General features: G+C 67.5%; 10 protein-coding genes. 6 read left to right on the top strand and 4 right to left on the bottom strand.

Annotation, left to right across the window (positions count from 1 at the left end; genetic code table 11):
* Nucleotides 1–42: 42 nt before the first annotated feature.
* The 3 genes from BMZ43_RS21260 to motA form a co-directional block, all read right to left on the bottom strand.
* Nucleotides 43–642: a nitroreductase family protein gene (locus BMZ43_RS21260; RefSeq protein ID WP_007161171.1), complete on the bottom strand. Its 600-nt coding sequence runs from the start codon at nt 640–642 to the stop codon at nt 43–45.
* A 163-nt stretch (nt 643–805) separates the two neighbouring features.
* Nucleotides 806–1,966 carry a flagellar motor protein MotB gene (locus BMZ43_RS21255; protein ID WP_017642893.1) on the bottom strand — a complete coding sequence of 387 codons (1,161 nt, stop codon included), beginning with the start codon at nt 1,964–1,966 and terminating at the stop codon, nt 806–808.
* On the bottom strand, nt 1,966–2,817 hold the full coding sequence (motA, locus tag BMZ43_RS21250; RefSeq protein WP_017642892.1) for a flagellar motor stator protein MotA: 852 nt from the start codon (nt 2,815–2,817) through the stop codon (nt 1,966–1,968). Before motA ends, BMZ43_RS21255 begins: the two co-directional genes overlap by 1 nt.
* A gap of 117 nt (nt 2,818–2,934) precedes the next feature.
* Here motA and BMZ43_RS21245 point away from each other — a divergent pair, with 117 nt between their 5' ends.
* From BMZ43_RS21245 to BMZ43_RS21225, 5 genes are read left to right on the top strand one after another with little or no spacing between them, the layout of a single operon-like run.
* Complete coding sequence (locus BMZ43_RS21245; protein ID WP_093256353.1) at nt 2,935–4,452, top strand: HDOD domain-containing protein; 1,518 nt, start codon at nt 2,935–2,937, stop codon at nt 4,450–4,452.
* Between the two features lie 57 nt (nt 4,453–4,509).
* On the top strand, nt 4,510–5,319 hold the full coding sequence (locus BMZ43_RS21240) for a rhodanese-like domain-containing protein (RefSeq protein WP_064307619.1): 810 nt from the start codon (nt 4,510–4,512) through the stop codon (nt 5,317–5,319).
* A gap of 16 nt (nt 5,320–5,335) precedes the next feature.
* The gene (gene asd, locus BMZ43_RS21235) at nt 5,336–6,244 is read left to right on the top strand and encodes an archaetidylserine decarboxylase (protein WP_064307618.1); all 909 of its coding nucleotides are present in this window, start codon (nt 5,336–5,338) and stop codon (nt 6,242–6,244) included.
* A gap of 43 nt (nt 6,245–6,287) precedes the next feature.
* On the top strand, nt 6,288–8,072 hold the full coding sequence (locus BMZ43_RS21230; protein ID WP_371913899.1) for a molecular chaperone: 1,785 nt from the start codon (nt 6,288–6,290) through the stop codon (nt 8,070–8,072).
* 40 nt (nt 8,073–8,112) lie between these two features.
* Nucleotides 8,113–10,188, top strand: a complete 2,076-nt coding sequence (locus BMZ43_RS21225; RefSeq protein WP_064307616.1) for an EAL domain-containing protein — start codon at nt 8,113–8,115, stop codon at nt 10,186–10,188.
* A gap of 66 nt (nt 10,189–10,254) precedes the next feature.
* Here BMZ43_RS21225 and serB read toward each other — a convergent pair whose 3' ends face one another.
* Nucleotides 10,255–11,409, bottom strand: coding sequence for a phosphoserine phosphatase SerB (serB, locus tag BMZ43_RS21220; protein WP_064307654.1), 1,155 nt, complete (start codon nt 11,407–11,409; stop codon nt 10,255–10,257).
* Nucleotides 11,410–11,598: 189 nt separating this feature from the next.
* Here serB and BMZ43_RS21215 point away from each other — a divergent pair, with 189 nt between their 5' ends.
* Nucleotides 11,599–13,095: an AhpA/YtjB family protein gene (locus tag BMZ43_RS21215; RefSeq protein ID WP_017642885.1), complete on the top strand. Its 1,497-nt coding sequence runs from the start codon at nt 11,599–11,601 to the stop codon at nt 13,093–13,095.
* Nucleotides 13,096–13,116 lie beyond the last annotated feature (21 nt).

Raw genomic sequence — 13,116 nt, 5'->3', positions numbered from 1 at the left:
AAAACGCCGGGCAAGCCCGGCGTTTTTATCGATCGACGACTATCAGCCAAAGACGCGGAAGCGCTCGGCATCGTCCATGAAGCCCTTCTCCGGGAAGTCGCCCTCGTTGGAACCGAAGGGCATCTGGGCGCGCAGGTGCCAGGTCTCCGGCAGCTTCCACTCGGCGGCGGCCAGGGCGTCGGGCAGCGGATTATAGTGCTGCAGGCTGGCGCCGATGCCGGCGTTGGCCAGGGCGGTCCACACCGAGAACTGGGCGATGCCGCTGGCCTGTTCCGACCAGATGGGGAAGTTGTCGGCATAGGCGGGATACTTGTCCTGCAGGCCGGCAACGACATGCCGATCCTCGTAGAACAGCACGGTGCCGGCGCCGGCCGCGAAGCTGTTGATCTTGCCCTCGGTAGCGGCGAAGGCGTCGGCCGGCACGATCTGCCGCAGCGCCTGCATGACGAAGCCCCAGAACTTGTCGCTCTCGGCGCCGAACAGGATCACCGCGCGCGAGCTCTGCGAATTGAAGGCAGAGGGCGACAGCTTGACCGCCTCCTGGATCAGCGCGGTGACCTGGTCCTGGGCCAGCGGCAGATTCTTGCCCAGCGCGTACTGGCTGCGGCGGCGCTTGATGGTGTCGATAAAGGCGTTGCTCATCGGAAGGCTCCTGCAAGGGAATCGGAGATCGGGAGACCGCGCGCCAGGGCGCAAGGTGCCCGATCCGTCATGAAACCCCTGCAGCTTAACCAGCCGTCTTCACGTCAACGTACGAAAAAACCGAACGCTAGCAGCGAATTTTCCTATCGATCGCCATGACCGCTCAGGGCTTGCTCTGGATGACGCCGGCGTCGAAGGCGTTGATCTGCTGCTTGAAGGCGGCGTTGTTGATGGGTTGCGCCAGATTGCCGGTGGCGCTGACGCCACCACTGGAGACCCCGCTGCGACTGGCAGCCGGCGCGCCATCGGTCGCCGGCTTCGGTGCCTGGCTGCTCCCGGCCCGTCCCTCGATGGCCTGCTGGGCCTTCTTGGTCAGAACGATGATATCGATGCGGCGGTTGACCGGATTGAGCGGATGCTCGCGATCGAAGGGGGCCGAGGAGGCATAGCCGACGATCCGCGCCACCTGCTCTTCCGGATAGCCACCGGCGATCAGCGCCCGGCGTGCGGCGTTGGCGCGACCGGCGGACAACTCCCAGTTGCTGAAGTCACCCTTGCCGTTGTAGCGCGCCGCATCGGTATGGCCGCTGATGCTGATCTTGTTCGGCACCTGGCGAATGGTGTCGGCCATGGCCAGCAGGATGTCCTCGAAATAGGATTTCAGTCGCGGACTGCCGGAGTCGAACATCGGCCGGTTCTCGGCATCGACGATCTGGATGCGCAGGCCGTCCTGGGTGATTTCCAGCAGGATCTGGTCCTTGAACTTCTGCAATTCCGGATTCTGCTCGATCTTGTTCTGCAGCTCCTGCAGCAACAGCTCCAGGCGCTCCTTGTCGACCTGCTCGGCGATCTTTTCCGCCTGGCTCGGATCCATCTTCGCCTGACTGGCATCCTTCTGCTGCTGGGCCGCGTCGTTGGGCTGGCGCTTGTCGGACTGATCGGGCGCCTGGGTGGGATCGGGCGCGACGCGGTTGGAGTCGTTGGGATCGGCACGCTCCTGCACGTCCGGGTTGACCTTGTTCTGGGTCGAATCCGGTTGCGCCTGGATCTCGGGATTCAGGGTGCGATCGGGCGCCGGCGTCGGCGTGCCGCCCAGGTCGATGACATAGGGACTGGCGCTTTCGGTGAAGCCGATCGGATCCTGGAAGTAGCCGGCGATGGCCTTCTTCTGCTCTGGGGTGGCCGAGGACATCAGCCAGAGCACCAGGAAGAACGCCATCATGGCGGTGGCGAAGTCGGCGAAGGCGATCTTCCAGGCGCCGCCGTGGTGGCCGGCGGCGCTTTTCTTGATGCGCTTGACGATGATCGGCTGGTTGTTGTCCATCAGCTGCCCCGCATCGCCTGCTCGAGCTCACTGAAGGACGGCCGGTGCGCCGGGAACAGCACCTTGCGGCCGAATTCCACGGCGACGGTGGGCGGCATGCCGCTGGCAGCGGCGACCAGGCAGGCCTTGATCGCCTCCAGCACATTGAGCTCTTCCTTGGCGTCGTGCTCCAGGCAGGTCGCCAGCGGACCGAAGAAGCCGTAGGCGGCGAGAATACCGAGGAAGGTACCCACCAGGGCCGCGCCCACGTGGCCACCGATGGCCGCCTGGTCGCCCTCGCCGAGCATGCCCATGGTGATCACGATACCCAGTACCGCGGCGACGATGCCGAAGCCGGGCAGGCCGTCGGCGACCCGCGATACCGCGTGGGACGGATGCTCCAGCTCTTCCTTGATGCCGGCCAGCTCCATGTCGAACAGGCCTTCCAGCTCGTGGGGGGCCATGTTGCCGGAGGACATCAGCCGCAGGTAGTCGGCGACGTAGGCGGTCATCCGCTCATCCTTGAGGATGTTCGGGTACTTGCTGAAGATCGGACTGGCCTTGGGATCCTCGACGTCCGCCTCGATGGACATCATGCCCTCGCGCCGGCTCTTGTTGAGGATCTCGTAGAGCAGCTTGAGCACGTCCAGGTAGAAGGCGTGGGTGAAGCGATTGCCAAACATCTTCAGCGACTTCTTGAACACCTGCATGAAGGTGCTGCCCGGGTTGGCCTGCAGAAAGGCCCCCAGGGCGGCACCGCCGATGATCAGGACCTCGAGCGGCTGGATGATCGCAGCGATCTTGCCATGCGCGAGGATGTAGCCGCCGAGGACAGCCGCGAATATCACGATGATGCCGATGATTTTTGCCATGGTTGGGAATACTGTGTGCTAAGGAAAATTGAGCCGGGGATCTGCCCTCACGTCCCCTTTATCGGACCCGGCGCCCCGGACTGAAGGCCTTTCATCAAATTTCAAGGCGACCGTCGTATGTCCAGCCGCCCAAACACCGTCGAAGACTGGGTCAAACACTTGGAAGGCGTACGCCTGCCGGTGGCCACCGCCACCGCGGAGCGTCTGCGCCGTGCCCTGGCCGATGGCCGTCTGGCGTTGCATGAGATCGCCGAACGGCTCTGCGAGTCACCCCCCCTGGCGCTGGCCCTGCTACGCGAGGCCAATCGCGGCCATGCCAGCCTTGGCGATCCGGCCGCCAGTCTGGAGGCCGTGCTCGGCCGCGTCGGTCTCGGGCCGGCGGAGTACCTGATCGCCCGCCAGCCGACCCTGCCCGAGGAGCGCCTGCCGCGTCCGCTGCGGCAGCTATGCCTGGTCAGCCAGCACGCCATGACCCTGGGGCTGGGCCTGTTCGGTGTGCCCCTGGCGCGGCTGTGGCCGGACATCCGCCTGGCCGCCCTGCTCTTTCTGGCGCCGCTCTGGCCGCTGGTGACCCGTTATCCGGAACTCTTCGAGGAATGGGAACGGCGCGTGCTGGGCGAAGGCGAACCGGCGCTCAGGGTCGAGCGCGAGCTGCTCGGCGTGCCGGCGATCCGCCTGTGCCAGGCGCTGGCCCGTCACTGGCAGTTGCCCGAGTGGATCGTGGAAGGCTATCGCCTGCTGGACCAGGATCGCCGGCAACTGGTCAGGGCGCTGCACATCGCCCATGGCGACGATCCCCTCGAACAGCAGCAGCGCCTCGACGACGACCCCAATCTGCGCCGCTGGCTGACCCATCCCGGCAACACCATCCTGCTGGCCAACGGTCTGGCCCTGGCCAGCCACCATGCCTGGGATGGTTCTCATACCCTGCGCTGGCAGCGTTTCAGCGCCCTCTATCTGCAACTGCCGCTGGCACGGGTGCAGAGTCGCAGCCATGAGCTGGCGGTGCAGGATGCCCAGCGCCATGCCCGACCCGGCCTCTGGCATCCGGCGGAAGGCCTGGTCTGGCCACCGGGTGAACGGCGCCTCAAGCCGGTGCCCCGGGTACAGGTCGCCAGCGAGAGTCAGGCACAGCGCTGGCGCGGGCTCTGCGAGCAGCTGCTGCACACGCCCAGCGCCTTCGCCACCCTGCCCCAGCTGTTCGATTGCGCCCGCCAGGCGCTGGTGGCCTGCGGCCTGCCGCGGCTGCTGTTGCTGACACCGGATCGCAACGGCCAGAAGGGCAATGTCCAGTTGCACCACGGCCTGGACGACGCCCCCGGCCTGCAACTGGATATCGCCAGCCACCCGCTGCTGGCCAAGCTGTTCGGCAGCCCCGGCCAGTTACGCATCGATGACGGCAACCGAGCGCGCTTCGCGCCGCACCTGCCCGCCGATCTGCGCCGGCTGTTCAGCAACGAGCGGCTCTGGCTGCGCAGTCTGGGCTTTGGCGAACGGGTGGTGCTGCTGGCGATCTTGGACAGCGAACTGCAGCCAGCGGATCCCCGCCGGACCGCGGCGCTGGACAAGACCTTCACCTGCATCGAGCGCGCCATTGGCACCTTCGCCAATCGTCCGCGGGCACGACCGGCCTGACGCTGGCCGGTCAACCTCGGTACACTTCACCTTCTACGGACCGACGGGAAATCCGCGATGCCCTTTTCCGCCTTGCCCCTGGTGATCGAACCGGCCGATCTCACGGCGCGCCTGGATGCGCCCGAACTCATCCTGGTGGATCTCTGCAGCGCCGCCCACTATGCCGAAGGGCATCTGCCCGGCGCGCGCCATGTCACACCCGCCCGCACCCAGCTGGGCAGCAAGCCGGCGCCCGGCCTGCTGCCGGCCCAGGCGGACCTGGAACGGCTGTTCGGTGAACTGGGCCAGCGCGACGAGGCCGTCTACGTGGTCTATGACGACGAAGGCGGCGGCTGGGCCGGACGCTTCATCTGGCTGCTCGATGTCATCGGGCACGGCCACTATCACTATCTCAACGGCGGGCGCCAGGGCTGGATCGCCGCCGGCCTGCCGCTGAGCACCGAGGTACCCGCTGCGGCGGGCGCACCGGTCGCTTTGACTCTGCACGAGGAGCCCACCGCCAGCCGGGCCTATCTGCAGAGCCGGCTGGGCGCCGAAGACCTGGCCATCTGGGACGCCCGTGGCGCCGATGAATACCGCGGCGAGAAGGTGCTGACCGCCCGCGGCGGCCACATCCCCGGCGCGATCAACTTCGAGTGGACCGCTGGCATGGATCGCGAGCGCCAGTTGCGCATCCGCGAAGACCTGGCCGCCGAACTGGAGCGCCTGGGCATCACCCGCGACAAGGAAATCATCACCCACTGCCAGACCCATCACCGATCCGGCTTCACCTACCTCGCGGCCAAGGCTCTGGGCTATCCGCGCGTCAAAGCCTATGCCGGCTCCTGGGGCGAATGGGGCAACCACCCCGACACCCCCATCGAATGACTGCCAAGGACCTCTCATGAAACTGCAAGACCGACTGTTCATCCTTGCCCAGCACCTGCTGCCGCACCATCTGCTGTCGCGGGTGATCGGTGGCTTCGCCGAGTGCCGGGCGCCCTGGTTCAAGAATCTGCTGACCCGCTGGTTCGTCCGTCACTATGACGTCGACATGCGCCAGGCCCAGGTGGAAGACCCCACCGCCTACGAGAACTTCAACGCCTTCTTCACCCGCGCCCTCAAGCCCGGTGCCCGCCCGCTGCCAGCCGAGCCCGGCGCGGTGGTCAGCCCCAGCGACGGCGCCATCAGCCAGCTCGGCCGCATCGAGCACGGCCGCATCTTCCAGGCCAAGGGCCACAGCTACAGCCTGCTGGAGCTGCTGGGTGGCGACGGCCTGCGCGCCGCGCCCTTCATGGGCGGCCATTTCGCCACCATCTACCTGTCGCCCAAGGACTACCACCGGGTGCACATGCCGCTCACCGGGACCCTGAAGGAGATGGTCTATGTGCCCGGGCGCATCTTCTCGGTCAACCAGCTCACCGCCGAGAACGTGCCCGAGCTGTTCGCCCGCAACGAGCGGGTGGTCTGCATCTTCGATACCGCCGTGGGCCCCATGGCGGTCATCCTGGTCGGTGCCATGATCGTCGCCAGCATCGAGACGGTCTGGGCCGGCCTGGTCACGCCACCCAAGCGCGAACTCAAGCGTTTCGCCTACGACGAGGCCGCGCGCGCGCCCATCACCCTGCGCACCGGCGACGAGCTAGGTCGCTTCAAGCTGGGCTCCACCGCCATCGTGCTGTTCGGTCCGGACGCGGTGAACTGGTCCGCTGAACTCGGCGCCCTGTCCACCGTCAACATGGGGCAACTGCTGGGGGTTCCGACCACGCCGGCCCCCTTGACCACCGTTTCCGAGCCAGGGTCTCTCGCCTAGATGCGCGGTTCATTGCCCATCGAAACAGGAGTGCGCGCGGCGAATGGATAGCAAAAGGCCACAGCTCATGTTGCGGGTACCGACGCCCGATCAGCGCAGCCTGACGTTTTGTGACGCCACACCAGCCGGCCTCAAGCGCTGGCTGGAGCAGTTGCCGCGGGCCAAGCTGGGTGAATTCGCCCGGCTGCTCTATCAGGGGCTGCTGGAGCTCAATCGGCTGATTCTGACACCGGAAGCCCGGCTGCGCCTGCTCGAATCCCTGCGCCCGGACGTGCAGCGGGTCTGCCAGTTGCTCGAACGTCATGTGCTCAATCAAGCCATCGTGCTCGACGAGCGCTCGCGCAAGGTCGCCAATCTCTGCCAGGCCCTGCAGAACCTGCTGGCCGCCGGCTACAAGCTGATCGTGGTCGAGGAAAGCGAGCGCGGCGAAAGCAGCACGCTGCTCGCCACCGCCATCCAGCGCGCCCTGCGCGCCCTGCTCGGGCCGCTGATCCGCGCCGCCCAGCTCTATACACCGGTGCACGACAACCTCTGGCTGGAGCTGCATCAACTCTATCGGCTGGCGGTGACCACTGGCCTGCACAACCAGAAAATTCGCGATGAGCTGCTGCCCGGCGACGGCAGCCAGACCATCACCCAGGCCTATGGCGCCGCCCTGCTGTTTGGCGCCGCCCGCTGCAACCAGTTGCGCCAGAGCCACATCGCCCAGCTGACCCTGCACCTGGACGACTGGGCCGGCCTGATCCGCCTGCAAGGCCCCGAGCAGAACGGCACCCTGATGGTGGTGGCGCCGCAGATCGACGCCCCGCCGCGCTATCGCTCGTTGCTGCGCGAAGCCAACCTCAGTGGTCTCCTGGGGCTCGCCCCGCAGCAACTGGTGCAGGCCATCGAGGACTATCTGGCCCTGGCACCGGAACAGCGACCGCGCGCGCGCCTGCCGGTGCACGGCGATCTGTCCCTGGATCTGCTGCAACACCTGGTCGGGGCCTGGGGGCAGGAGGCGGATCGCGCCTTCCAGCGCATGCCCGGTCAGGGCCAGGTACAGGTCTGCATCGGCATGAGCGCCCTGCACTATCAGCTCGCGGGTGGCCAGGTGTTCGCCGACACCCTGCGGCTGTCGGCCGCGGCGGCCCCGGAAACCTTTGCCCCCAAACCCAAGGAAGACGTCTGGTCGCTGGCCTTCGATGCCGATACCCGGGCGTCCGATGCCCTGGATTGGAGCACAGAGGCCCTGGAGGAAATCCACTACGACGTGTTGCCCGGCGACGGCGAGGCGGCCAGTCCGGCCTTTCCGATCCATGCGGTACAGGTGGTCAACCACAGTCCCGGTGGCTATTGCCTGAGCTGGAGCGGCGAAGTGCCCGAACAGTTACAGGCCGGTGAACTGCTCGGCGTGCGCCTGCCCGAGGATCACAACTGGGGCCCGGCGGTGGTGCGCTGGGTACGCCAGGTGCCCGGCAGTGGCACCCAGATGGGCGTCGAACTGCTGGCGCCCACCGCGCGGCCCTGCGGTCTGCAGCTGCTGCGCAAGGCCGAGCAGAACAGCCAGTACCTGCGTGCGCTGCTGCTGCCGGAGATCAAGGCCATCGATCAGGCGCCGACGCTGATCGCGCCGCGCCTGCCCTTCCAGGAAGGCAGCAAGGTGCAGATCAATCAGCAGGGTAACGAACAGCGTGGCATGCTCGACCGGCGCCGCAGCATGACGGTCAGCTTCAGCGTCTTCGAATATCATCTGCTGGAACAGACCGGAGCTCAGCCTAACGGAGGGCCTTCGAGTGGTAGTGCGCGGCTGGAGGAAGACTTTGACTCGCTGTGGAAGTCTCTGTAGCTTCGAGGGATTATCGTTATCGCCAGGGTGCGAGTAGACCATGGCTGCCGAACACAGTGCGATCCGCCTGTTGCTGCTCGAAGCATCGCAGAACGAGGCGGAACGTCTGGTCAGCCTGTTCCGCAATGCCGGACGGGCAACGCGGGCCCACCGTCTGGCCGACCCCGCGGATCTCGACGAACTCCTGTCCCAATCCTGGGACCTCGCCATCCTCGCCCCACCTTCTCCTGAGCTCGACAGCCTGGCCGCCCTGCGTCTCTTACGCCGTCGGGCGCCTCAGCTCGCCGTCATCCAGCGGGTGGCACCCGAGGAGCCCATGGCGGTGCTCGAAGCCCTGCGCCTGGGCGCCCGCGACGGCATCGCCAGCGACAACGACGAGCACCTGCTGCTGGCCAGCCTGCGCGAACTGGGCAATCTGGCCGAGCGTCATGAACGCCGGCGCCTGGAACAGGCCCTGGCCGAAGCCGAGCAGCGCTGCCAGCTGCTGTTGGCCAATGCCGTGGATGCGGTGGCCTATGTCCACGACGGTCTGCATATCCACGTCAACTCGGCCTATGTGGAGCTGCTGGGTTATCCCTCCGCGGAAGACCTGGAAATCACGCCGCTGATGGACCTCATCGCCGCCGCCGACCAGCCGGCGCTGCGCGAGGCCTTCCGTCAGTTGCGCGACGCTCCCAGCCCCCTCGAACTGGATTGCCGGTGCGTCCGCCAGGACGGCAGCACCCTCGGCGTGCACCTGCGCCTGACGCCAGCCATCTATCTCGACGAACCCTGCGTGCAGTTGCACCTGCGCGAGGAGCGCGCGGCCCCGGCCGCCGAGGCCCTCGAGGAACAGCTGCGCGAGGTGCGCTTCCAGGATACCCTGACCGGGCTGCTCAATCGCAGCCGCATGCTCGAATTGCTCGAAGACGCCCTGGAGCGCGCCCGGCTCGGCGCGCCGGCCAGCTTCGCCTATCTGAGCATCGATCGCTATCCGACCCTGCTGGCCGAGCTGGGCATAGGCGCCATGGACGAGTTGCTGGTGGCCCTGGCCGAGCGCCTGAGCGAGCACTTCGGCACCCTGGTGACCCTGTCGCGCTTCGCCGACGATGCCTTTACCGTTCTTCTGCCTCAGGCGGCCGACGCCAGCCTGGACAGCGCCTTCGAGCGCCTGCTCGGCCGTCAGGAGCGCCAGCCGCTGGCCCTGGCCGGACGTAATCTGGCCATCAGCTATTCCATCGGTGTGGTCAGCCTGGACAGCCATACCAAGAGCGCCGGCGACCTGGTGGACCGGGCGCACCGTTCCGCGCGCCAGGTCGCCCAACAGGGCGGCAACGCCTGCAAACGCTACGACCCCCAGGAAGAGCTGGCCGCCGCCGCCAATCGCGGCAACCTGGTGGCCATGGTCAAGCAGGCCTTGCAGCAGAACGGCTTTCGCCTGCTGTTCCAGCCGGTGATCGGCTTACGCGGCGGCAGTCACGAGTACTACGAAGCCCTGCTGCGGCTGATCAACCCCCAGGGTGAGGAGGTCTCACCGGCCGAATTCGCCCGCACCGCCCGTGACAGCGGCCTGAGCGGCCAGATCGATCGCTGGGTGATCCACCAGGCGGTGCGCCAGCTGGGCGAACACCGCGCGCGCGGCCACGGCACACGCATCTTCGTGCACCTCTCGGGCGCGACCCTGGGCGATCTGGAATTGTTGCCCTGGCTGAGGGAAACCCTGCAAGCGCAGCAGCTGGACGCCGAGGCGGTGATCTTTCAGCTCAGCGAGGAAGACCTGTTGGCCCAACCGGAGCAGGCCCTGGCCATGGCGCAACGGCTGCGCCGCCAGGGTCATCCGGTCACCCTGAGCGGCTTCGCTGCCGGTGACCCGCCGCTGGCGGCGCTGCGCCTGCTGGTGCCGGATTACGTCAAGCTGTCGGGCAAGCTGATCAAGGACCTGGCGCAACCGGACCACCAGGAGCGCCTCAAGGCCCTGGTCGCCGAGCTCAGCGCCCAGAATGTCCAGACCATCGCCCCCTTCGTCGAGAGCGCCAGCGTGCTGGCTCAGCTCTGGCAGGTCGGGGTGCACTTCATCCAGGGCTACTACCTGCAGGAGCCCAGTCAGGCGATGGACTACGAGTTCCATGCCGAGTAGCAGCGACCCAGCTTGAGATAGGTTTATCGCGGCCGCAGCGGCGGACCGCGATGGCCGCTGGGAGGCTCAGCCCTGGGTCAGACGATCTTCCACGCCCAGCAGATAGAGCACGCCATCCAGGCCCAGCACGCTCACCGACTGGCGGGCGGACTGGCGCACCAGTGGCTTGGCGCGAAAGGCCACGCCCAGACCGGCCAGGGCCAGCATCGGCAGGTCGTTGGCGCCATCGCCCACGGCGATGGTCTGCTCCAGCGTCAGGCCCTCACGGCTGGCCAGTTCCTGCAGCAGATCGGCCTTGCGCTGGGCATCGACGATGGGCTCGACGGCGCGGCCGGTCAGCTTGCCGTCGACGATCTCCAGTTCGTTGGCATAGACGTAGTCGATGCCCAGCCGCGCCTGCACCTGGCGGGCGAAGTAGGTGAAGCCGCCGGAGAGGATGGCGGTTTTGTAGCCCAGCCGCTTCAGCTCGGCGAACAGCCGCTCGGCGCCCTCGGTCAGACGCAGCCCGGCACCGATGTCTTCCAGCACCTCTGCGGACAGGCCCTGCAGCAGCGCCATGCGCTCGGTGAAGCTGGCGCGGAAATCGATCTCGCCGCGCATGGCCCGCTCGGTGATGGCCGCCACCCGCTCGCCGATACCGGCGGCCTTGGCCAGTTCGTCGATGACCTCGGCCTGGATCAGGGTGCTGTCCATGTCGAACACCGCCAGCCGGCGATGCTGCCGCTGCAGGTCGTCGGGCTGCCAGCCGATGTCGGCCTGGCCTTCCTGGGCCAGTGCCAGCAGGCCCGCGCGCAGGGCCTGGGGCTCGTGCGGCTCGCCGGTGACGCGCAGCTCCAGGGCGGCGCGCGCGGTCGCGCCCGGCTCGCTCAGGGCGCGGATGGCGTGGATGTTTAGGCCCTGCTCGCGGCACAGCGCGGCCAGCCGGGTCAGCGGCAGATCGGCCAGGCTGCGGCCCATCAGCGTCAGGACATGGGCTTCGCCGCTGTCCGGTGCCGGCTGCGCCAGGGGCGCCACCTGCAGCCCCAGGGCCTGCAGTGCCTGCCCCAGCGCGGCGCCGGCACTGGCCGGGCTGACCAGCAGGGTCACCGCGGCACTGTTGTCCAGACCCTGCTGCTGCAGCGATTCCAGCCGAGCACCGGCCGCGGCCAGGGCGCCGGTGAGCGCAGCCAACCAGTCGGCGGGCAGGATGCCTACGGCCTGGAGTCCGATAACGTCTTGCATGGCGATCCCCTCGCGGAAAAGCGCGCAGTCTACCCTTTCGCCCCGGCGGTGCCGAGCCATGGGCACCGGCTGGCGGCGGGAGTCCACCGCCGGCCTCTTTTGCGGGCGAAGCCCTGCATTCGCCGTTTTCGCGCCCCTGGCCCGCTGGTTATACTGGCCGCACATTTTTTGTCCAAAGAAACGATTTCTGTGACCCGCCCCGCGACCGTCAAGCCCGATAATTTCTTCCTGCTGATCTACCGAGCCCTGCGCCAGCGTCGTGTGCCGGTGGCCTTGCGCATCGTTTCCCACAGCCTGCTGCTGGTGGCGGCCGCTCTGGTGATCTATGCCGGCATCATGAGCATGCAGTTCCGCCATGCCATGCAGCAGCAGGCCGACGCCGTCGGTCAGAGCCTGGTGACCCAGACGGCCAACTCCGCCGCCGAACTGCTGGTGGCCAACGACAACCTCAGCCTCAACGTGCTGCTCAGCAACCTGGCGCGCAATCCGCTGGTGGCCCATGCCGCGGTCTACAGCCCGGACAACCGGGTGCTGGCCGAGTCCGGCACCCGCCCGAGCCAGGGCCTGCTGACCGCCACCGAGGGCATCTACAGCACGCCGATCCGCTTCCAGGACGTCACCGCCGGCCAGGTGCGCCTGGCGCTGGACATGGACCAGTTCCAGCAGCCGATGATGATCAGCCTGCAGAACATGGGTCTCTTGGGGCTGATCCTGCTGGGCCTGACCCTGATCCTCAGCCTGCGGCTCGGTCGCCAGCTGTCGATTCCGCTGCTGGAACTGCGCATCTGGCTGCGCGATCCCGACGATCCCGCACCGGGCGCCGGGCGTCTCGACGAACTGGGCGACCTGGCGCGCCAACTGCAGAGCCGCCTGGTGCCGCCCAAGCCGCCCAAGGCGGAAGTGGCCGAGGACGACGATCCCTTCGCCGACGAGCAGGGTGGCCTGAGCGTCAAGCCGCCGCCCGCGCGCAAAGCTCCCGCCGCCAAACCGGCTGCCCGCAAGGCGCCTGCGGCGGATGCCGACAACGAACTGGACGCCGATGCCTTCGCCGATCTGGTGCCGGACTCCTTCACCGAGCCGCCGCCCACGCCGGCCCCGGTAGTGCCCACCGAGCCCGACATCGTCACCTCCGCGGTGCTGGCCATCCAGCTCGGCGCCCAGGACCAGCTCAGCCGGCTGCCGCGCAGCCGCCTCGAACAGCTGCTGGAGCGCTATCGCGACTGCCTGCAGCAGGCCACCGAGCTCTATGACGGCGAACTCCACACCCTCAAGGATGGCGGCAGCCTGATCCTCTTCCACGAGCGCAGCGACGACGATGACTACCTGACCCGCGCGCTCTGCTGCGGCGAGATCATGCGCGCCCTCGGTCACGCGCTGCAGGTGGAAGTGGTCGGCAGCGGTGCAACCCTGCAGCTGCAGCTGGGTCTGACGCAGGGCGAACGCCTCGCCGGCCTGGAGCTCGCCCAATTGCTGGAAAACACCACCGTACGCAATGCCCAGGCGCTGAGTCGCCACAGTCGCAACCTGTTGCTGGTCGAGCAGAGCATCGCCGAGGACGAGCTGCTGCGTAAACGCGCCCGTATCCGCACCATCGCCAGCCCCGCCGGGGCCAGTTGCGTGGAACGTCTCCTGGAACCCTACTCCGCGACGCTGGAGCGTCACCTGGTCCGGCTCGAGGCGCGTTGACGCGCCCGCCCGACCCCACCT

This window comes from Pseudomonas sp. Snoq117.2 (assembly GCF_900110545.1).
Classification (GTDB): Bacteria; Pseudomonadota; Gammaproteobacteria; order Pseudomonadales; family Pseudomonadaceae; genus Chryseomonas; species Chryseomonas benzopyrenica.
This window is presented reverse-complemented; position numbering and strand designations above follow the sequence as displayed.

Excerpts from the sequence above, each read along its gene's own strand:
- BMZ43_RS21260 (WP_007161171.1), bottom strand. The coding sequence starts at position 642 with ATGAGCAACGCCTTTATCGACACCATCAAGCGCCGCCGCAGCCAGTAC.
- BMZ43_RS21255 (WP_017642893.1), bottom strand. The coding sequence starts at position 1,966 with ATGGACAACAACCAGCCGATCATCGTCAAGCGCATCAAGAAAAGCGCC.
- motA (WP_017642892.1), bottom strand. The coding sequence starts at position 2,817 with ATGGCAAAAATCATCGGCATCATCGTGATATTCGCGGCTGTCCTCGGC.
- BMZ43_RS21245 (WP_093256353.1), top strand. The coding sequence starts at position 2,935 with ATGTCCAGCCGCCCAAACACCGTCGAAGACTGGGTCAAACACTTGGAA.
- BMZ43_RS21240 (WP_064307619.1), top strand. The coding sequence starts at position 4,510 with ATGCCCTTTTCCGCCTTGCCCCTGGTGATCGAACCGGCCGATCTCACG.
- asd (WP_064307618.1), top strand. The coding sequence starts at position 5,336 with ATGAAACTGCAAGACCGACTGTTCATCCTTGCCCAGCACCTGCTGCCG.
- BMZ43_RS21230 (WP_371913899.1), top strand. The coding sequence starts at position 6,288 with ATGGATAGCAAAAGGCCACAGCTCATGTTGCGGGTACCGACGCCCGAT.
- BMZ43_RS21225 (WP_064307616.1), top strand. The coding sequence starts at position 8,113 with ATGGCTGCCGAACACAGTGCGATCCGCCTGTTGCTGCTCGAAGCATCG.
- serB (WP_064307654.1), bottom strand. The coding sequence starts at position 11,409 with ATGCAAGACGTTATCGGACTCCAGGCCGTAGGCATCCTGCCCGCCGAC.